Origin of the sequence: Dactylosporangium sp. NPDC048998 (genome assembly GCF_043197855.1) — a bacterium.
GTDB lineage: Bacteria > Actinomycetota > Actinomycetes > Mycobacteriales > Micromonosporaceae > Dactylosporangium.
Genome location: NZ_JBICTV010000010.1, coordinates 80,721 through 100,117, shown reverse-complemented (window position 1 = coordinate 100,117; position 19,397 = coordinate 80,721). Strand labels below are relative to the sequence as shown.

16 protein-coding genes are annotated in these 19,397 nt (G+C 71.5%); 9 read left to right on the top strand and 7 right to left on the bottom strand.

The genetic code is table 11. The annotated features are described in order from the left end of the window. Window positions 1-90 precede the first annotated feature (90 nt). The 3 genes from ACGFI8_RS23725 (at window position 91) to ACGFI8_RS23715 (ending at window position 2,070) form a co-directional block, all read left to right on the top strand. On the top strand, window positions 91-1,188 hold the full coding sequence (locus ACGFI8_RS23725) for a serine hydrolase domain-containing protein (protein WP_392807981.1): 1,098 nt from the start codon (window positions 91-93) through the stop codon (window positions 1,186-1,188). A 251-nt stretch (window positions 1,189-1,439) separates the two neighbouring features. After that, window positions 1,440-1,793 (top strand): Lsr2 family protein, encoded by a 354-nt coding sequence (locus ACGFI8_RS23720; protein ID WP_392807979.1) that lies wholly within the window; start codon window positions 1,440-1,442, stop codon window positions 1,791-1,793. A gap of 40 nt (window positions 1,794-1,833) precedes the next feature. Beyond that, window positions 1,834-2,070: a hypothetical protein gene (locus tag ACGFI8_RS23715; RefSeq protein ID WP_392807977.1), complete on the top strand. Its 237-nt coding sequence runs from the start codon at window positions 1,834-1,836 to the stop codon at window positions 2,068-2,070. Between the two features lie 256 nt (window positions 2,071-2,326). On the opposite strand, the gene ACGFI8_RS23710 is transcribed toward ACGFI8_RS23715, so the two are convergent. Continuing rightward, the gene (locus ACGFI8_RS23710; protein ID WP_392807976.1) at window positions 2,327-2,581 is read right to left on the bottom strand and encodes a YciI family protein; all 255 of its coding nucleotides are present in this window, start codon (window positions 2,579-2,581) and stop codon (window positions 2,327-2,329) included. A 43-nt stretch (window positions 2,582-2,624) separates the two neighbouring features. Continuing rightward, window positions 2,625-3,047: an STAS domain-containing protein gene (locus ACGFI8_RS23705; RefSeq protein WP_392807975.1), complete on the bottom strand. Its 423-nt coding sequence runs from the start codon at window positions 3,045-3,047 to the stop codon at window positions 2,625-2,627. A gap of 471 nt (window positions 3,048-3,518) precedes the next feature. On the opposite strand from ACGFI8_RS23705, the gene ACGFI8_RS23700 reads away from it, so the two are divergent. Further along, entirely contained in the window at window positions 3,519-5,735 is a 2,217-nt protein-coding gene (locus ACGFI8_RS23700; protein WP_392807973.1) for a peptidase M6 immune inhibitor A, read from the top strand. 81 nt (window positions 5,736-5,816) lie between these two features. Then, the gene (locus ACGFI8_RS23695) at window positions 5,817-7,364 is read left to right on the top strand and encodes a hypothetical protein (RefSeq protein ID WP_392807971.1); all 1,548 of its coding nucleotides are present in this window, start codon (window positions 5,817-5,819) and stop codon (window positions 7,362-7,364) included. 100 nt (window positions 7,365-7,464) lie between these two features. On the opposite strand, the gene ACGFI8_RS23690 is transcribed toward ACGFI8_RS23695, so the two are convergent. From ACGFI8_RS23690 to ACGFI8_RS23675, 4 genes are all read right to left on the bottom strand, one after another. After that, window positions 7,465-9,846: an ATP-binding cassette domain-containing protein gene (locus tag ACGFI8_RS23690; RefSeq protein WP_392807969.1), complete on the bottom strand. Its 2,382-nt coding sequence runs from the start codon at window positions 9,844-9,846 to the stop codon at window positions 7,465-7,467. 214 nt (window positions 9,847-10,060) lie between these two features. Beyond that, complete coding sequence (locus ACGFI8_RS23685) at window positions 10,061-10,417, bottom strand: VOC family protein (protein ID WP_392807967.1); 357 nt, start codon at window positions 10,415-10,417, stop codon at window positions 10,061-10,063. A 112-nt stretch (window positions 10,418-10,529) separates the two neighbouring features. Next, on the bottom strand, window positions 10,530-10,937 hold the full coding sequence (locus ACGFI8_RS23680) for a VOC family protein (protein ID WP_392807966.1): 408 nt from the start codon (window positions 10,935-10,937) through the stop codon (window positions 10,530-10,532). 82 nt (window positions 10,938-11,019) lie between these two features. Next, a complete protein-coding gene (locus ACGFI8_RS23675) occupies window positions 11,020-12,510 on the bottom strand; it encodes an MFS transporter (RefSeq protein WP_392807964.1) in 1,491 nt (496 codons plus the stop codon). Between the two features lie 228 nt (window positions 12,511-12,738). Between ACGFI8_RS23675 and ACGFI8_RS23670 the strand changes: the two genes are divergently transcribed. From ACGFI8_RS23670 to ACGFI8_RS23660, 3 genes are all read left to right on the top strand, one after another. After that, window positions 12,739-14,547: a discoidin domain-containing protein gene (locus ACGFI8_RS23670; RefSeq protein WP_392807963.1), complete on the top strand. Its 1,809-nt coding sequence runs from the start codon at window positions 12,739-12,741 to the stop codon at window positions 14,545-14,547. 81 nt (window positions 14,548-14,628) lie between these two features. Beyond that, complete coding sequence (locus ACGFI8_RS23665; protein WP_392807962.1) at window positions 14,629-15,051, top strand: MarR family winged helix-turn-helix transcriptional regulator; 423 nt, start codon at window positions 14,629-14,631, stop codon at window positions 15,049-15,051. After that, window positions 15,048-16,739, top strand: coding sequence for an MFS transporter (locus tag ACGFI8_RS23660; RefSeq protein ID WP_392807959.1), 1,692 nt, complete (start codon window positions 15,048-15,050; stop codon window positions 16,737-16,739). Before ACGFI8_RS23665 ends, ACGFI8_RS23660 begins: the two co-directional genes overlap by 4 nt. A 20-nt stretch (window positions 16,740-16,759) precedes the next feature. On the opposite strand, the gene ACGFI8_RS23655 is transcribed toward ACGFI8_RS23660, so the two are convergent. Continuing rightward, complete coding sequence (locus ACGFI8_RS23655; protein ID WP_392807957.1) at window positions 16,760-18,049, bottom strand: erythromycin esterase family protein; 1,290 nt, start codon at window positions 18,047-18,049, stop codon at window positions 16,760-16,762. A 122-nt stretch (window positions 18,050-18,171) separates the two neighbouring features. On the opposite strand from ACGFI8_RS23655, the gene ACGFI8_RS23650 reads away from it, so the two are divergent. Next, window positions 18,172-19,359 (top strand): metallophosphoesterase, encoded by a 1,188-nt coding sequence (locus tag ACGFI8_RS23650; protein ID WP_392807955.1) that lies wholly within the window; start codon window positions 18,172-18,174, stop codon window positions 19,357-19,359. The last annotated feature ends 38 nt before the right edge of the window (window positions 19,360-19,397 follow it).

The window sequence follows — 19,397 nt, the reverse complement described above, 5'->3', positions numbered from 1 at the left end:
CTCCAATTAAGTCCTGACCTGCCCGTCCGGCCCGAGGTCACGTCTGCTCCGCCCGATGACGCCGTGCGGTGCGGGGGTAGGTTGGTTGCCGTGCTCGACTGGGGCGAACGCGACACCGGCGACGTGGACCGTGACGGCCTCGAGGCCGCCGCCCGGCTGGTGCGCGACCGGGGCGGCGCCGCTCAGCTGTGCGTGGTGCGTGACGGCGTGGTGGTGCTCGACCGGGCATACGGCTGCGAGTCCTCCTCCCTGTTCTGGATCTTCTCCACGAGCAAGCCGTTCGCGGCGCTGCTCGTGCACCGGCTGGCCGAGCGTGGCGCGCTCGGGCTGGACGATCCGGTCGCCGCGCACTGGCCGCAGTTCGCCGCCAACGGCAAGGGCGGGATTACCGTGCGGCACGTCCTGCAGCATCGGTCGGGGCTGCCGGTCGCGCGCTCGACCCTGCGCGACGCGCTCGCCATGACCGACTGGGACGACTCGGTGCGCGCCGTCGAGCGCGCCCGGCCGCGCTTCCCGGCCGGGGAGGGGCCGGCGTACCAGTACGTCAGCTACGGCTTCCTGCTCGGCGAGCTGCTGCGCCGCGTCACCGGCGAGCCGGTCCGCGAGCTGCTGCGGGCCGAGATCCTGCGGCCGCTGGGGCTGCGCGACACCCACCTCGGGCTGCCCGACGCCCAGTGGCCCCGGCACGTGCCGATCCGCGGGCGCGGGCCGGGGCCGCTCGCGGCGGCGGCGCACCTGAACCGCCGCTCGACCCGCCGCGCCGTGATTCCCGCGGCCGGCATCTCGACGACGGCCCGCGATCTCGCGGTGCTGTACGCGCTGCTGGTCCGCGGCGGCGAGCTGGACGGCGTACGGCTGCTCACCCCGGCGACGCTCGCGGTGGCCACGACCCCGACGAGCGACGGCACCGTGGACGGCCACATCGGCCTGCCCATCCGCTGGTCGCACGGCTTCCAGCTCGGCGGGCCAGGCCTGCAACCGCACCGCCCCCGGCCGATGGGGCGCACGAGCAGCCCGGAGGCGTTCGGGCACAACGGCAGCAACGTGTGCTTGGCGTGGGCCGACCCGACGCGGCGGCTCGCGGTGGCCTACCTGACCAATCTCCTGCTGCCCCGCGAGGACGGCGCCGCGGCGCACAACGCGGTCAGCGAGGCGCTGCTGGCGGCCTGTCCGCCGCTGACCGGCTGACTGGGCCGGCGGAAAAGCGCCGTGGTGGATCGTTTCACGGTCGGTTCGGCGGAAAAATACGCGCCGCGCTCACCGGCTCCGGCGTAGTCCGTACCGCCCGCGCCCGGTGTCCCTGTAATTGAACCGACACGATCGGTGAAGAACTGTTTTCGTCGCCTATCTGGCGTCGAATCAATAGATTGGCGATACTGTTTTCCGACGGGCTCCGTTTCCTACAGTACGTTCGTGTCGCTCACGGGAGGTCGGCCGGCATGGCCAAGCGTGTCATTCAGGAACTGATCGATGATCTGGACGGTAAGCCCGCCGATGAGAGTGTCACCTTCGGCCTCGATGGCGTGCAGTATTCGATCGACCTGTCCAAGAAGAACGCCGAGAAACTGCGCGCCGCGCTGAAGCCCTACATTTCCGCGGGCACCAAGGTGGGGCGCAGCACGACCGTTGGGGCCCGAACTGCTCCCGGCCGGGGACGCGGCACGACGCGCGGCGACCGCGACCAGAACCGGGCCATCCGGGAATGGGCGCAAGGGGTCGGATTCCAGGTTTCCGACCGCGGCCGCATCAAGCAGGAGATCGTCGACCAGTACCACGCCACCGTCGGCCGCTGATTTTGCTCAGGCCCGGGGCGTTCGCGCCGATCGGGTCGGGGTGAACCTGGTCGCGGTGCTCATCGTCCGGGACGAGTCGGTCAACCTGCCCGGCTGCCTGGCCTCCCTCGGCGGAGCGGTCGACGGCGTACACGTGCACGACACCGGCTCCACCGACGGGTCGGCCGCCCTGGCGCGCTCGCTCGGGGCCACGGTCAGCACGGGGGAGTGGCGGGGCGCTTCGCCGCGGCGCGCAACGCGGCCGTCGCGGCGGCCGGAGCCCCCGAGTGGGTGCTGAGCGTCGACGCCGACGAGCGGGCCGCGGCGGCGCCCGAGCGGCTGCGCTCCGCCCTGCGACTGGCTGGAGGCCCAGGCCCTCGCCCAGCTCGGCCACGCCGGCGACGCCTGGCGCCTACTGCGCGGCGTGCGCCGGGTCGTCGACCCCGCCGGCCGCGTCTACCCGCCGGCCCACCTGGCCGAGCTGCAGCGCCTCCTCGGCGACCTGGTGGCGGCCCGGGCGGCCGGCGCCAGGCGTTAGCCGAGCGGGACCGGGGTCAAAGGTCCGGACCGGGGCCGTCGCTCATCAGCGGGCGGATCTCCACCGGCCCGCCGGTGTTCGCCGCGATCTCCACGGCGCGCTCCAGCGAGTCGACGTCGATCAGCCAGTACCCGATGAAGGATCCGCGGACCGGCGCCCCGACCACCACGGCCAGGCTCGGGTCGGCGAGGCGCCGCGCGTCGAGCAGCTCGCCGGCCAGGTCCGGCGGCGGCGCCGCGACGCGCGCGTGCAGCAACAGAAACTTCGTCATGCCCGAGGGTCGGCGCCGCGCGGCGATTCTCTACACGGCGCGGTCAGGCGGTGCGGCGGTCCGAGCGGTTCATCGGCCACGCCGTGGGGGCCGCCGCCGCGTCGGTCTCGGTGATCAGCGCGCCGGCGTCGCTGTCGAGCGCGGCCTGCACCGTGCGGTACGTCGGAATGGTGCTCAGCGACCCGCCCTCACGCAGCGTGTTCACGACCTGCGTGTTCGGGCCGGCCAGGACCAGCGATCCGCCCTGTTCGGTGGCGATGCCCGCGGTCACGCGCAGCATCATCACGCCCGTGCAGTCGATCGTGGCCACCGCGGCCAGATCGACGACGATTCGAGTCTGTGGCCGCAACAGCACCTGGGACAGCGCGGTCTCCAACTGCATCGCGCTGGCCGCCACCAGCTCCCCGTGACAGGACAGCACCGTGGCGGCAGCGAGTCGTTCCACTGCGAGGGTCAGGGCTGTCATGCTGCGACGATACGTTCTGCGGTGACGGTCCGTGAACCGCTGTCCAGCCGGGAACCCCGTCCGTCCGGCCGGTGCCCGGACCACCGGACGTAGCGGTGCGTGATCCTTCGGTCGGCGGCGCCATTGGCCCGGCCGGATGTTTTCGCGGTGAATTCGTGCCCGCCTGCAACCGGATGACCGATTCGCGTGTCCCGGTTACAGACGCTCGCGTTCCAGCCGTCACGCTGCGTCACCGCCGTGGGCGGGTGGCCCCGGCGGGGTCCGTGCGCGGCCGAACATCGACGATAATCACGGTCCGGCGACGGGCGGCAAGCCCGGCAACCCCTTGCGAACACCCTCTGCCTTCGATGCGACGTTCGCCGATGTCGGCCCCGGCGATAGTGTGCCTTGTCAATACGATCCCGAACCCGGCGCGACCGGGATCCAGGCGGAAATCCCGCCCGGTCCCGCGCGCCGTCGTAAGGAGGCTCCATGGTGAGAAAAGGCCTGGCCACGACCGCGGCCGTCGCCCTGGCCGTGCCGGTGCTCGTCGCGTTGCCGGCCGTGCCGGCGCACGCGGCTCCGGCGAAGGTCCCGGCGCCGGCCACGACGGGCGGGTCCGACGTGCGGGAGATGACCCGCACGAACTTCACGCTGGACGGCAAGGTCGTCGACACGTCGAAGATGGCGAGCGGCAGGGCGAAGCAGCGCACCACGCTCGCCGCGGCGGCCACCCCGCCGGTCGGCACGGTCCGTCAATGGCTGGGTTCCGACGACTACAAGGGCACGCTGTACCGCAAGGACTACATCCTGCGCGGCGTCGGCGAGCACATTGAGGTCTGGGTCGCCGTCGACACCTCGTTCCCGGCGGGCGACTGCCGCAACCAGGTGCCGAACACCACCACGGTGACCGACGCCCAGGTGGCGAACTTCATCCACGAGTTCGACACCAACATGTATCCGAAGGAGACCGCCGCCTTCGCCACCCCGCCGGACCGGGACGGCAGCAACGCGCTGCTCGGCCCGGACAGGAACGGCAACGGTGGCGTGTACACCGGCGGCGGCAACAAGACGGTGACGCTGGTCGACAACGTCCGGGACGCCAACTACTACACGTTCCCGGCCGCGCCGACCTACATCGCCGGCTTCTTCTCCACGCAGTTCAACGAGCTGTTCGACCGCAACGTCATGACGATCGACGCCTACGACTGGGAGCACCGCACCGGTGCCGACCCGGCGGACGCGCCGACGTCGGACCTGTGCACCAGCCGCCCGGGCCGCCCGCGCCTCTACGAGGGCACGTTCGCGCACGAGTGGCAGCACCTGGTCGAGTCCTACTCGGACCCGAACGAGACGACGTGGATGAACGAGGGTCTGTCCGACTTCGCGCAGACGCTCACCGGATACGTCGACGGGACCAAGACGGTCTTCGACAAGGGCGGCGACAGCCACCTGTACTGCTTCCAGGGATTCGGGCCGGTGCAGACGCCGTACAACCCGAACCCCCGCGACTGCGGCGGTGCCCAGAACTCGCTCAACCTCTGGGGCGAGGGCGGCAACGGCAACGGGGTGCTCGCCGACTACGGCAACGCCTACGAGCTGATGCTGTACCTCTACGACCGCTTCGGTCAGGGCATCATCGAGCGGCTCCACCGCGACAGTGAGCTGCAGGGCCTCGCGAGCCTCGACGCCGCCGTGAAGGCGTACGGCGCCAAGGACGTGTACACGGTCCTGCACGAATACCAGAGCATGGTGCTGCTCGACAAGATCGTCGGCGACTCCAAGCTGGGGATCGTCCTCGGGGCGGACAAGAAGAACGTCACGTCCAAGAGCCTGCGGTCCACGGTCAACCTGGCCAACCCGCAGTCCTACAGCGTGCCCGGCGCGGCCCCGAACGGCGCGGACTACGTGCTGTTGCAGAAGAACGGGAAGGCGCTGGCCGGCAAGGACCTCCGCTCGCTGAACTTCAGCGGCGCGAAGACCCTGCCGACGCTGCCGCTGGCCTGGACCCTGGTCGGCAACGACCCGGACCGGGCCGGCAACTCGGTGCTGTTCTCCGGCAACGCGAACAACACCGACGCCTCGGCGGTCATCCCGGTGACTGTGCCGGCCACCAACGCGACGCTGACCTTCCTCGCGAAGTACGGCGCCGAGCTCGGCTACGACTACGGATACGTCCAGGTCTCCACCGACGGTGGCAGCACGTACACCTCGATCCCCGGTGACAAGACCGTCCCCGCGCCGCTGGGCCCCGGCCTCAACGGCACGACGAACGGCTTCGAGCAGCACACGTTCGACCTGTCGGCCTTCGCCGGCAAGTCGATCCTGCTCTCGTTCCGGTACGTCAGCGACGGCGGTGTCAACGAGGGCGGCCTGCTCGTCGACGACATCAAGGTCGGCGGCACGCTGCTCAGCGACGGGTCCAGCCTGGCCCCGTTCAAGTCCCCGAGCCAGATCAAGCCGGTCACGGTCAAGAACTGGAACGTCAAGCTCGTCGGCATCGACGAGGCCCACGCGTTCGCCTGGCAGTTCGAGTACAACGGCAAGGACAACCTGCAGCTCAACTGGATCCAGCTGGCGCTGCTGTCGCTGTTCCCGAAGGTCGTGGCGATCGTCGCCTACGACGAGCCGACGGAGCAGGTGCAGCAGTACGCGCCGTACACCCTCACGGTGAACGGCGTCGTCCAGCCGGGCGGCGGCGGAGCCTGACGGTTCGGTACACCGGCGACCCCACCACCCCTCGCGGGCGGTGGGGTCGTCCGTCTTCCGGCCCCCACTACACTGCCGGCGATGCCGAACGAGCAACAGCGGCGGCCACGGTACGGCCTGACGCGCAACCAGATCGCCGCCGCGCACGAGCGCCGCGCCGCCGGCGACTGGGCCGGCGCCTGTGCGGTCGCCGGCATCGAGGCGGCCGTCGACCCGCGCGCCATCGCCCGCGAGCACGGCGCCGAGGTGTCCGCCGCGGTCGACGACGACCTGCGCCACCTCGTCCCGGACCTGCTGCGCTGGCACGTGCTGCGGCTGCGGGACCACCCGGCCCGCGCGGACTCGCGCTACCGCGCGGCGGTGTACCAGACCCGCGACGTGTTCTCGCTGAGCCTGCACGGCGACCGGGCGCTGTACCTGGCCCCGTCGCACGCCTCCGGCCCCTGGTCGGGGCGCACGGCGTCGTCAGCCGGCCCGGCCCGCTTCACCCTGCGCTTCGGCGTCCCGCCCGCGCCGCATCACGCGATGAGCCTCGCCGGCCTGCGCGAGCTCTGGGACGCCCGGCACACCGCCGGCCTGCTCGCGCGCTGCGGGGGCCGCACCCGGCTGCCCTGCTTCGCCCCGGACGGCGCCCGCTCGGAGGGCGCGGGCCCGGAGGCGGTGGCCGAGCGGGTCCTGCGGCACTTCCGCGAGGACCGCCCGGAGCAGGGCTGGCAGGAGGCCGGCTTCGACCTCGACCTCGACGACTTGGCCCAGGGCCGGCACGACGGCTGGCAGGAGGCGATCGCCCACCGCGACGCACTGGCCGCGCCCGAACTGCCGGCCGCGGCCTGGCGGGCCGCGGTCCGCGACGGCCTGACCGCAGCCTGGGCGCCCGCCGGCTCGAACTGGGTCCTGTGGTTCGACCGCCTGGACCCCGGCGGCGCCGCCCGCCCACGCCTGCGGGTCGTGGAGGCCCTGCGGCTGCGGCGCGAGCCGGCCGCCCCGGTGCCGCTGACCGAGCTGTTCTGGCCCGAGGACTTCCGGGACCTCGTGCACGGCCGGATCGCGCCGCACGAGCTGCACCCGCTGGTCGCCGCGGCGCTGTTCCCCGCCCTGCCCGGCGCCGAGCCGGCCGGCCCGCCGGACATGCGCCCGCCGGCCCCGGTGCGCGTGCGCTGCGGCGCCGACTGGCACCGCACGGAGTTTCGCGACGGCGTGCTGAGCACCCCGCACCCGCCCGGCTACGTCGACCGCGAGGCGGCCATGCTCGCCCTGGGCGGCCCGCCACCGACCGGCTGCGCGGGCGCGTACACGGCCTGGCGCGGCGGCCCGAGCCGGCTGGCCCGCTCTCTGCGCGACGCGCGCCGGGAGCTGATGTCCAGGGTGGCCGCCGGCGAGTCCGACACGCTGGAGTCGATGCTGGACGCCGGCATCGACCCGCACTGCCGCGACGGCGACGGCCGCACGCTGCTGCACCTGCTGCCGTGCCTGGTGCCGGACGAGTCCCGGCTGCGCCTGCTGCCGAGGCTCCTGGCCGCCGGCCTGGACCCGCGGGCGCGGGACCGCTTCGGCTTCACGCCGGCCCGGCTGGCCGAGCTCGACGGCGCCCCGCCCGAGCTGATCGCCGCCCTCCGCGCGGCGCGCTGACCCGGCGCTGCGGCGCGCCGGGCCGCCACCCGCTCCTGGTCGCGGAGCCTGGTCTGGCCCGGCACCGCGAAGCCGCGTCGGGCCGGACCGGTGGCCTCGGTCAGGCGCCGACGTAGGCCGCGAGGTGCTCGCCGGTGAGGGTGGAGCGGGCGGCGACGAGGTCGGCCGGGGTGCCCTCGAAGACGATCCGCCCGCCGTCGTGGCCGGCGCCGGGGCCGAGGTCGATGATCCAGTCGGCGTGCGCCATGACCGCCTGGTGGTGCTCGACGACGATGACCGACTTGCCGGCGTCGACGAGCCGGTCGAGCAGGCCGAGCAGCTGTTCCACGTCGGCGAGGTGCAGGCCGGTGGTCGGCTCGTCGAGGACGTAGACGCCGCCCTTGTCGCCCATGCGGGTGGCCAGCTTGAGCCGCTGCCGCTCGCCGCCGGACAGCGTCGTGAGCGGCTGGCCGAGGCTGAGGTAGCCGAGCCCGACGTCGGCGAGCCGGTCGAGGATGGCGTGCGCTACGGGCGTGCGCGCCTCGCCGGCGCCGAAGAACTCCTCGGCCTCCGTCACCGACATCGCGAGCACCTCGCTGATGTCGCGGCCGCCGAGGCGGTACTCGAGCACCGATGCCTCGAACCGCTTGCCCTCGCACTCCTCGCAGGTGGTCGCGACGCCGGCCATCATCGCCAGGTCGACGTAGGTGACGCCGGCGCCGTTGCAGGTGGGGCAGGCGCCCTCGGAGTTGGCGCTGAACAGCGCCGGCTTCACGCCGTTGGCCTTCGCGAACGCCTTGCGGATCGGCTCGAGCAGCCCGGTGTATGTCGCCGGGTTGCTGCGCCGCGAGCCGCGGATCGAGCCCTGGTCGATCGACACCACACCTTCGCCGGCGGGGATCGACCCGTGCACGAGCGAGCTCTTGCCGGAGCCGGCGACGCCGGTGACGACGACGAGCACCCCGAGCGGGATGTCGACGTCGACGTCGCGCAGGTTGTGCGCCGCCGCGCCGCGGATCTCCAGCTTGCCGGTGGGCCTGCGCACCGTCGCCTTGAGGGAGGCCCGGTCGTCGAAGTGGCGGCCGGTGATGGTGCCGCTGGTGCGCAGCCCCTCGACGGTGCCCTCGAAGCAGACGGTGCCGCCCGCCGTGCCGGCGCCGGGGCCGAGGTCGACGACGTGGTCGGCGATCGCGATCGTCCCCGGCTTGTGCTCCACGACCAGCACGGTGTTGCCCTTGTCGCGCAGCCGCAGCAGCAGGTCGTTCATCCGCTGGATGTCGTGGGGGTGCAGCCCGATCGTCGGCTCGTCGAAGACGTAGGTGACGTCGGTGAGCGAGGACCCGAGGTGGCGGATCATCTTGACTCGCTGCGCCTCGCCGCCCGACAGCGTGCCCGACGACCGGTCGAGCGAGAGGTAGCCCAGCCCGATCTCCACGAACGACTCGAGGTTGTGCTGCAGCGCGCCGAGCAGCGGCGCCACCGACGGCTCGTCGAGGCCGCGGACCCACTCGGCCAGGTCGCTGATCTGCATCGCGCAGGCGTCGGCGATGTTGATCCCCATGATCTTCGACGACCGGGCCGCCTCGGTGAGCCGGGTGCCGTCGCACTCGGGGCACGTGGTGAAGACGACCGCCCGGTCCACGAACGCGCGGACGTGCGGCTGCATCGCCTCCCGGTCCTTGACCAGGAGCGACTTCTGGATCTTCGGGATCAGGCCCTCGTACGTCAGGTTGACGTTGTCGACTTTGATCTTGGTCGGCTCCTTGTAGAGGAGGTCGTGCAGCTCCTTCTTGGTGAACCGGCGGATCGGCTTGTCCGGGTCGAAGAAGCCGCAGCCGTTGAAGATGCGGCCGAACCAGCCGTCCATGCTGTAGCCGGGGATCGTGAGCGCGCCCTCGTTGAGCGACTTGCTGTCGTCGTAGAGCTGGGACAGATCGAAGTCGCTCACGTTGCCCATGCCCTCGCAGCGCGGGCACATGCCACCGGCGCGGGTGAAGGTCTTCTTCACGGCCTTGCTGTCGCCGCGCTCGACCGTGATCGCACCGCTCGCCCGGACCGTGGGCACGTTGAAGGAGAACGCGTTGGGCGAGCCGATGTGCGGCTGCCCGAGCCGGCTGAAGACGATCCGCAGCATCGCGTTGGCGTCGGTGACGGTGCCGACCGTGGAGCGGGAGTTGGCCCCCATCCGCTCCTGGTCGACGATGATCGCCGTCGTCAGCCCCTCCAGCAGGTCGACCTCCGGCCGCGCCAGCGTCGGCATGAAGCCCTGCACGAAGGCGCTGTAGGTCTCGTTGATCAGCCGCTGCGACTCCGCGGCGATCGTGCCGAAGACCAGCGAGCTCTTGCCCGAGCCGGAGACGCCGGTGAACACCGTCAGCCGGCGCTTCGGGATCTCGACGCTGACGTCCTTGAGGTTGTTCTCGCGCGCGCCCTGCACGCGGATCAGATCGTGGCTGTCGGCGACCTGCAGCTCAGACGACTGCGTGCCCGTCCTCGTGGCCATATGTCCGGTTCTCCTTCGTCGGTGCGGTCGCGGCGACGGCCCGCTGTCTACTGTCTACCTGATCGGCGGTGCCGGCCGGGGTGGCGAAGGCCCGCCCGGACGACGCCGGGCGGGCCGGGCGCACCGCTCACGCTGTTACCTCCTTCGCTCCGGCCGCAGCGTGAGCTGAACCTGCGCCTATGGTGAGCGGCCTCTCCGCTTCGCTCCGAACCGCTCACCGGTCCTGCAGCAGCCCGAGCACGTTGCCGTCGGGGTCGATGACGGTGGCCACCAGGCGGCCGCCGCCGACGTCGTGCGCGGGCTCCTTCACGGTGGCACCCGCGGCCGTCACCTCGGCCAGCTTCGCCTCGATGTCCGACACGTGCCAGTAGGCCACCGGCGAGCTCATGCCCTGCGCTCCGCCGCCCGGCACCAGCCCGATCTGCTGACCGGCGGCCTCGTAGCCGACGTAGTAGGACGAGTCGGTCTGCGGCGGCATGCCGAGCAGGGCGGTGTACACCGCCTTGGCTGCCTCCAGGTCCGACACGGGGTGCAGCACGGTCTTGATTCCCTGGTTGGAAGGGTCGCTCATGTTCGCTCCTGAAGTCGTGGGTCGAAACGACCCTGTATGTTTCGATATGCCCGGTATGAGGGCATGCTTGTTCTGCGGTCGGTGGATCAGGGCTGCTCGGGAGCGGGCCGGCTCAGCGCCGCTCGTTGATGCGCACGAGATTGCCGGCGGGATCGCGCACGGCGCAGTCGCGAATCCCGTAGGGCTGCTCGGTCGGCTCCTGGACGACCTCGGCGCTCTCCTGCAGCCGCGCGAAGACCCCGTCGAGGTCGGCGGTGGCCAGCGTGATGATGGCGTAGGTCCCCTTGGCCATCATCTCGGCGATGGTGCGGCGCTCGTCGTCGGTGATGCCGGGGTCGGCGGCCGGCGGGTGCAGCACGATGGACGTGCCGGGCTGGTCCGGGGGCCCGACCGTGATCCAGCGCATCCCGCCGTAGCCGACGTCGTTGCGCACCTCGAAGCCCAGGAGGTCGCGGTAGAAGGCCAGCGCCGCCTCCGGGTCTTCGTGCGGCAGGAACGTGCCGTGAATGGTGAGGTCCATGGCCCTCACGCTAGCGGCGCGCAGTGGCCCGTGCTTCTCGAATCCTGATCGGTAGCGGGCCCGGCGCGCCCGGTGGCGGCGGTCAGCCGGTGGCGCGGGGGCGGGTGCTCACGGCGGACAGCGGGGTCGCCACGTGCTCCAGCGACCTGCCCTCCGCGTCCACCCCGAGCACGATCTCCACCACGCCGCCGATGATCATCACGGCGGCGCCGACGAGATAGCCGATGAACAGCTTGCCCGGGTCTGTGCCCTCGCCGATCAGCCAGCCGTAGAAGACCGGGCCGATCGCGCCGAAGCACTGGGCGATGGCGAAGAACACCGCGATGGCCTGGGCGCGGATCTCCAGCGGGAAGATCTCCGAGACGGTGAGGTACGCCGAGCTCGCCCCCGCCGAGGCGAAGAAGAAGATGACGCACCAGGCGAGCGTCTGCGTGAACGCGTTGAGGATGCCCGCGTCGAACATCCACGCGGAGACCGCGAGCAGCGCGCCGGAGAGGATGTACGTGCCGGCGATCATCCTGCGCCGGCCGATGGAGTCGAAGAGGTGGCCCAGCAGCAGCGGGCCGGCGAGGTTGCCCAGTGCGAAGGCGATCAGATAGATCGGCGTCCGTTCGGCGTCGACGTGGTAGAACTTCGACAGCACCAGCGTGTACGTGAAGAAGATCGCGTTGTAGAGGAACGACTGCGTGATCATCAGGGTCGCCGACAGCGTCGAGCGGGCCGGCATGTGCGAGAAGAGCACGCGCAGCAGCGCCAGGTAGCCGTGGCCGGAGGACGGGCGGATCTCCAGCGCGTTCGACTCGTCGACCGGGGCGAGGGCCTGGCCGGATGACGCGATGTCGCGCTCGATCTGGGCGATGGCCTCCTCCGCCTCCTGCTCGCGCCCGTGCATGAGAAGCCAGCGGGGGCTCTCCGGGAGGTGCCGGCGCAGATTCCAGATCAGCAGGCCGATGATCGGGCCGATGAGGAAGCCCAGCCGCCAGGCGACGTTCAGCGAGACGTGGTTGAGCAGCACGTACGTGCCCAGGGTGCCGATGATGGCGCCGCCCCAGTAGGTGCCGTTGACGCCGATGTCGACGCGGCCGCGATACCTCGCCGGCATCATCTCGTCGATCGCGGAGTTGATCGCGGCGTACTCGCCGCCGATGCCCGCGCCGGCGATGAACCGGGTCAGGTAGAGGAAGGCCAGGCCGAAAGCGTCGTTGCCCCAGGTCAGTGCGGTGAGCGCGTTGCCGGCGAGGTAGACGCCGAGGGTCACGATGAAGAGATTCTTGCGGCCCAGCGCGTCGGACAGGCGGCCGAAGAACACTGCGCCGAAGACCTCGCCGAGCAGGTACACGGTGGCGATCGCGCCGACCTGCGTGCTGGACAGCCCCAGGGTCTCGTGCTTGTTGAGCACGGCGCCGACGGCGCTGGCGATGGTGATCTCGAGGCCGTCGAGCACCCAGGCCGTGCCGAGCGCCAGCACCATCCGGGTGTGGAACGGGGCCCAGCCGAGCCTGTCGATCCGGGCCGGGATCAGGCTGCGGATGATTCCGCCGGTGGGGGCGGATGCCGATTGTGTGTCAGCCAACGTGCACCTCCCAGGAAGCACCTGCGTCAGGACGTGCCCGATGCGCCAGACATCAAAACCCGCCACTTGACGTGAGCGTGCGAATCGATAAGGCTGCTATCGAGAGAGCGCTCTCTCATCCCCGCCAGCGACCAACGCCCGCCAGCGCCGGTCCACCGCCTGACCCGGCGCATCCCGAGGTGCGGCGTCGATCGCCGACGCCCCAACCCACGTCAGGGAGCAGCCTTGATGCTCGACAAGACCAGACCACCCACCCAGCAAGACATCGACAGAGGTAAGAAGCAACGGCGGCGCCCGCTGATCGTGAGCGCGCTCTCCGTGGCGGCTCTGCTCGTCGGCTACGCGGCATTCACGATCGGCAACGCCAGCGCCGCGAGCACCCTGCTGTCGCAGGGCAAGCCGGCCACCGCCTCCTCGACGGAGAACGCCGGCACGCCCGCCTCGGCCGCCGTCGACGGCAACACCGGCACCCGCTGGTCCAGCGCCTTCAGCGACCCCCAGTGGATCCAGGTCGACCTGGGCCAGACGGCCACGATCGACCAGGTCGTGCTCAACTGGGAGGCGGCGTACGCGAAGTCCTTCCAGATCCAGACCTCCGCCAACGGCACGACCTGGACGAACATCTACAGCACCACCACCGGGACCGGCGGGGTGCAGACCCTGGCGGTGTCCGGCTCCGGCCGGTACGTGCGCATGAACGGCACCGCCCGGGCCACCGCCTACGGCTACTCGCTGTGGGAGTTCCAGGTGTTCGGCTCGTTCTCGACCGGCACCTGCGGCACCGCCAACGCCGCCCAGGGCCGCCCGGCGACCGCCTCCTCGGCGGAGAACGCCGGCACGCCTGCCTCGGCCGCCTTCGACGGCAACACCGGCACCCGCTGGTCCAGCGCCTTCAGCGACCCGCAGTGGATCCAGGTCGACCTCGGCGGCACCGCGAGCGTCTGCGGCGTCGACCTGAACTGGGAGGCCGCCTACGCGAAGTCCTTCCAGATCCAGGTCTCCGCCGACGGCACGTCGTGGACGACGATCTACAGCACCACGACCGGCGCCGGCGGGGTGCAGAACATCTCCGCCTCCGGCTCGGGCCGCTACGTGCGCATGTACGGCACCGTCCGGGCCACCGCGTACGGCTACTCGCTGTGGGAGTTCGGCGTGCGCGTCATCGGCACCGTGCCGACCACGCCCGGCAGCACGCCGCCGACCAGCACGCCGCCGCCGGACCAGTTCTGGGGCGACACCAGCACGATCCCGGCGGCGCAGAACGTCGTGATGGTGAAGGTGCTCAACCGCACCAACGGCCGCTACCCGGACAGCCAGGTGTACTGGAGCTACAACGGCCAGGTGCACTCGATCGCCGACCAGCCGTACTTCGACATGCCGGCCAACACCGCCGGCCGGATGTACTTCTACGTCGGCAGCCCGAACAGCCAGTACTACGACTTCATCGAGTTCACCGTCGGCCCGGCGGTGTTCAACGGCAACACCACCCGCGTCGACGCGTTCGGCCTGAAGATCGCGATGCGGCTGCACGCCAAGGACGGCTACGACGTGCAGGTCGGCGAGGACTACCAGACCTTCACCGAGACGCGGGAGGCCACCTTCGCCAAGTTCCAGGCGGAGGTCCCGCAGGAGTTCAAGGTCCTGGCCCAGTCCCAGGCGCCCTACCGGATCATCGCGCCCGGCAGCGACCCGACGTTCCGCTCCGGCGGGGTGAACCAGAACTACTTCACCGCCTACGCGTCGCAGTACGGCATCAACGCCCCGACCTCCGACGTGTTCGGCTGCGCCGGGGTGCTCGCCAACGACCCGGGCAACTGCGCCGCGCTCAACCGGCACGTGCGCCAGCTGCCGCAGTCGGACTGGTCGACGCCGAGCCTGTACTACCAGGCGGCGCCGGCCAACTACTACGCGAAGTTCTGGCACGACCACGCGATCAACAAGCTGGCGTACGGCTTCCCGTACGACGACTACGCCGGCCAGTCCTCGTTCATCTCGCACGGCAACCCGCAGTACCTGCTGGTGGCCGTCGGCTTCTGACCCGTCCCGAGGGAAGGGGGTGGCGTGGTTCACCCGCGCCACCCTTTCTTCAGTCCAGGTTTATCAGTCTACATTTACTATATGGAGAACGAGAGCACCGCCGCCGCGCTGCAGATCGCGGTCGGCCGGCTCGTCCGGCGGCTCCGCCAGACGCACGTGCCCGGGCAGCTGACCCTCTCCGAGGCGTCGGTGCTGTCCCGCCTCGACCGCGACGGCGCCGCCACCCCGGGCGAGCTGGCGATCGGCGACCGGATCAAGCCGCAGGCGATGGGCGTCACCCTGCAGGCCCTGGAGCAGCGCGGCCTCGTCTCGCGCTCGCCCGACCCGGGCGACGGCCGGCGGGTGCTGATGAGCATCACCGACGAGGGCCGGCGGCTGCTCACCGACCGGCGCTCGCTCAAGACGCACGCGCTCGCCGAGGCGATCGGCCGGCTCGACGACGACGAGCGGCGCGCCCTGACCGAGGCGGCCCGGCTGCTGGACCGGCTGGCGGAGGAGCTGTGACGGCCACCCTCGAGCGGACGAAGCACGACCGGTACAAGTGGGTCGCGCTGTCGAACACCACGCTCGGCATGCTCATGGCCACCATCGACGGCTCGATCGTCATCATCTCGCTGCCGGCCATCTTCCGCGGCATCGGCCTGGACCCCCTGGCGCCGGGCAACATCGGCTACCTGCTGTGGATGATCATGGGCTACCTGCTCGTGTCCGCGGTGCTGGTCGTGGCGCTCGGGCGCCTCGGCGACATGTTCGGCCGCGTCCGGATGTACAACACCGGCTTCCTGATCTTCGCGATCGCCTCCGTCGCGCTCTCCGTCGACCCGTTCCGCGCCGCGTCGGGCGCCCTGTGGCTCATCGGCTGGCGCATCGTGCAGGCGTTCGGCGGCGCGATGCTCACCGCCAACTCGGCGGCGATCCTCACCGACGCGTTCCCGGCCAGCCAGCGCGGCATGGCGCTGGGCATCAACCAGATCACCGCGCTCGCCGGGCAGTTCCTGGGCCTGCTGCTGGGCGGGGTGCTCGCCGCCGTGGACTGGCGGGCGGTGTTCTGGGTCAGCGTGCCGGTCGGCGTGGTGGGCACGATCTGGTCGTACCGCAGCCTCCGCGAGACCGGCGAGCGCCATCGCGCCCCGATCGACTGGGCCGGTAACGTGACGTTCGCGGCCGGCACCGCGCTGATCCTCGCCTCGATGACGTACGGCATCCAGCCCTACGGCGGCCACCCGACCGGCTGGACGAGCCCGAAGGTCCTCGGCGGCGTCGGCCTCGGCGTGGCGTTGCTGATCGCGTTCGTCGTCATCGAGTCGCGCCTGTTCGGGCTGGGTCCGGTCGAGCCGATGTTCCGCCTGGGACTGTTCCGCATCCGCGCGTTCGCCGCCGGCAACCTGGCCGCGCTGCTGGTCTCGGTCGCCCGTGGCGGAATGCAGTTCATGCTCATCATCTGGCTGCAGGGCATCTGGCTGCCGCTGCACGGGTACCGGTTCGAGGACACGCCGCTGTGGGCGGGCATCTTCATGCTGCCGCTGACCGCCGGGTTCCTCATCGCGGGCCCGGTCTCCGGGTACCTCTCCGACCGCTTCGGCGCCCGCCTGTTCTCCACCACGGGCCTGGTGCTGGTCGCCGCCGCGTTCGCGGGCCTGCTGCTGATCCCGGTGAACTTCCCCTACCCGCTGTTCGCCGCCCTGCTGCTGCTCAGCGGCCTGGGCCAGGGCATGTTCGCCGCCCCCAACACGTCGGCCATCATGAGCAGCGTCCCGGCGAACCAGCGCGGCGTCGCCTCCGGCATGCGGGGCACGTTCCAGAACGCGGGCACGTCCCTGTCGATCGGGGTGTTCTTCTCGCTCATGGTGGCGGGCCTCGCCCGAGCCCTGCCGGACACGCTCACGGCGGGCCTGTCCGCCCAGGGTGTACCGCACGACGTCGCCGCCTCGGTCGCGTCCCTGCCCCCGGTGAGCACCCTGTTCGCGGCGTTCCTGGGCAGCAACCCGATCGAGCACCTGCTGGGCGGCGCCGTGCTCGCCACGCTCCCGGCCGGCAACGTGGCCACGCTGACCGGCCACGAGTTCTTCCCGAACCTCATCGCCCAGCCCTTCCACGACGGCCTGGTCGTGGTGTTCGGCGCGGCGACGGTGATGACCCTGCTGGCCACGGTGGCGTCGGCCTCCCGCGGCCGTCACGTCCGCCGGCGCTGATCCCGGGCGGCCGCCGGGCGTCACACGCCGGCCGGGTACGTCTCCTGTTCCAGCTCGTCGACGCGCCTGGTGTGCAGCGGCCACAGCGCCTCGGTTAGGTCGAACCACAGGAACGCGTCGTAGCGGTCGCCGAGGACCGTTGGGACGTAGTTCTCGTCGCGCTCCTGCGACGGGTCGTGGACCACGCCGATCGTGCGATGGTCGAGCCACGCGGTGAGCAGGTCCGGGCGGCCGTCCCGGGGCGGGAAGACGAGGCACGCCCGCTCGGGCGCGGCGGCGTGCAGGAAGTCCTCCAGCGAGCCGTCGCGGGCCGGCGGGAGCGGCATCACGTGCGCCGGTGCGCCCCACGACTCGCCTGCCACGACCGTGCCCCGGTGCGTGCCGAGGCCGACCAGGGCGACGTCGTCGCGGCCGTACCGCTGCCGCGCCAGCTGGCCGATGTTGACCTCGCCGGTGAGGAACATGTCGGTCGCCCGCGCGTCGCCGACGTGCGTGTTGTGCGCCCACACGATCGCCTTCGCGTCGCTGCCGTAGTGCGCGAGCAGGCGGGCGAGGGACTCGTCCATGTGGCAGTCGCGGATGTTCCACGCCTGCGGGCCGCCGCCGACCATCGCGCGGTAGTACCGTTCGGCGTTGAGCGCGACCTCGGCGTTCTGCCAGGTGTCGAACCACCCCGAGTCCCGCGCGGCGCGCCGGCGCAGCTCGATGAGCAGGTCGACGATCTCGTTCTCGCAGCTCATCGGCACGAACCGGGTCGCGATCGCGTACTGGTGGGGCTGCTCGGCGAAGGGTTCGAAGCAGCGGTAGGCCTCCAGGGCCGCGGGCACCATCGTGGGGTCGTGCTCGCGCAGGTACACCATGATCTCCCGCAGCGACTCCCACAGCGAGTAGACGTCCAGGCCGTGGAAGCCGACCTGATCGGGCTCCTCCAGCTCGGTGTTGTGCCGGGCCAGCCAGCGGCCGAAGTCGGCGACCTCCTCGTTGGCCCACATCCAGGTCGGCCACCGGCCGAACTCCAGCAGGGCCTCGCGCGGATCGATCCGCGGGGTGTCCGGGTGCCATCGCACGGCCCGGTCCACGCGGGCGCAGTCGGGCCAGTCGCCCTCGACGGCCACGAAGGAGAAGCCGCGCTCGGTGATCAGCCGCCGGGTGAGCGCCGCCCGCCACCATGAGAACTCGTGCGTGCCGTGCGTGGCCCCGCCGAGCATCACCACCCGCGCGTCACCTACCCGCTCGACGAGTTCGTCGAGCTGGCCGGGCTCCTCGATCCGCGCGGCGAGGCAAACGATGTCGTCGCCGTACCGTGCCATGATCGACCGTTACCCGGCGAGGGGTCGCACAAACTGTTTCCGCTCCGCGCCGGCTACCGACAGTCAGTTTTCTCTCAGGTGTCTCTCAGCAAGTGCGTGGCACGGCGTGCCAATATTGCCAAATGGCGACTTCTGAGGCGGTATCGGGTCCTGCCGTTCGGCGGCGTTCGCTCCTTCGGCCGCTCGCGTTCGTGGCGACGCTCACCGTTGTGCTGGGGCTGCTGTTCGGGGTGCCGTGGTGGTCGCTCGTCATGGCCGGCAACGAATGGCCCGGCGTCGTGCAGGTGCTCGGGACCCTGGTCTTCGCGGCGGTGCTCGTCGTGTTTCCCGTCACCATGTTCCTCGGCCACGGGCGGGGCGTGGACTGGGCGGCGCGTACCGGCGACACGATCCTCGGGGCGGTGTGGATCCTGTTCGTCTGGGCCCTGGCCGGGGACCTGCTGCGCCTCGCGCTGCTCGCCGGCGGGGTCGACGACCCGGTGCGCTCGCGGGTCGCGGCCGGCTTCACCGCGATCGTCGCCGTCGGGCTCGGGGCCTGGGGATATCGCGAGGCGATGCGCGTCCCGCGCGTGCGCCGCGTCGAGGTGCGCATCCCGCGGCTCGGGGCCGGGCTCGACGGGCTGAAGATCGTGCAGCTCACCGACACCCACTACGGGCCGATCGACCGTGTCGCGTGGTCCAAGGGCGTGACCGAGGTGGTCAACTCGCTGGAGCCCGACATCGTCACGCACACCGGGGACATCGCCGACGGCACCGTCGCCCAGCGCACCGCCCAGGCCGCTCCGCTCGGGGACGTGCGGGCCCGGCTCGCGCGGGTGTACGTCACCGGCAACCACGAGTACTTCGGCGAGGCCCAGGGCTGGCTCGACCACATGCGGGCGCTCGGCTGGGAGCCGCTGCACAACCGGCACATCGTCGTCGAGCGCGGCGGGGACCGGCTCGTCGTGGCCGGCGTCGACGACCGTACTGCCGCCGCGACCGGCCTGGAGGGCCACCGCGCCGACCACGCGCTGGCGCTGGACGGCGCCGATCCCGACCTGCCGGTGCTGCTGCTCGCCCACCAGCCGAAGCAGATCGACGCCGCCGTCGCGCACGGGATCGACCTGCAGCTGTCCGGGCACACCCACGGCGGGCAGATCTGGCCGTTCCACTATCTCGTGCGCGTCGACCAGCCGGTGGTGCAGGGGCTGACCCGCCACGGGGCGCGCACCCAGCTGTTCACCAGCCGCGGCACCGGCTTCTGGGGGCCACCGTTCCGGGTGTTCGCGCCGAGCGAGATCACCGAGATCACCCTGCGCGCGGGGGCGTGACCGCCGTCAGCGAGACGAGGTAGACCACCGTCCACCCC

What these genes read in the sequence shown, in the direction of transcription:
- ACGFI8_RS23650 (WP_392807955.1), top strand. Translation starts at nt 18,172, where the DNA reads ATGGCGACTTCTGAGGCGGTATCGGGTCCTGCCGTTCGGCGGCGTTCG.
- ACGFI8_RS23710 (WP_392807976.1), bottom strand. Translation starts at nt 2,581, where the DNA reads ATGACGAAGTTTCTGTTGCTGCACGCGCGCGTCGCGGCGCCGCCGCCG.
- ACGFI8_RS23685 (WP_392807967.1), bottom strand. Translation starts at nt 10,417, where the DNA reads ATGAGCGACCCTTCCAACCAGGGAATCAAGACCGTGCTGCACCCCGTG.
- ACGFI8_RS23720 (WP_392807979.1), top strand. Translation starts at nt 1,440, where the DNA reads ATGGCCAAGCGTGTCATTCAGGAACTGATCGATGATCTGGACGGTAAG.
- ACGFI8_RS23705 (WP_392807975.1), bottom strand. Translation starts at nt 3,047, where the DNA reads ATGACAGCCCTGACCCTCGCAGTGGAACGACTCGCTGCCGCCACGGTG.
- ACGFI8_RS23655 (WP_392807957.1), bottom strand. Translation starts at nt 18,049, where the DNA reads ATGGCACGGTACGGCGACGACATCGTTTGCCTCGCCGCGCGGATCGAG.
- ACGFI8_RS23680 (WP_392807966.1), bottom strand. Translation starts at nt 10,937, where the DNA reads ATGGACCTCACCATTCACGGCACGTTCCTGCCGCACGAAGACCCGGAG.
- ACGFI8_RS23695 (WP_392807971.1), top strand. Translation starts at nt 5,817, where the DNA reads ATGCCGAACGAGCAACAGCGGCGGCCACGGTACGGCCTGACGCGCAAC.
- ACGFI8_RS23670 (WP_392807963.1), top strand. Translation starts at nt 12,739, where the DNA reads ATGCTCGACAAGACCAGACCACCCACCCAGCAAGACATCGACAGAGGT.
- ACGFI8_RS23690 (WP_392807969.1), bottom strand. Translation starts at nt 9,846, where the DNA reads ATGGCCACGAGGACGGGCACGCAGTCGTCTGAGCTGCAGGTCGCCGAC.
- ACGFI8_RS23665 (WP_392807962.1), top strand. Translation starts at nt 14,629, where the DNA reads ATGGAGAACGAGAGCACCGCCGCCGCGCTGCAGATCGCGGTCGGCCGG.
- ACGFI8_RS23700 (WP_392807973.1), top strand. Translation starts at nt 3,519, where the DNA reads ATGGTGAGAAAAGGCCTGGCCACGACCGCGGCCGTCGCCCTGGCCGTG.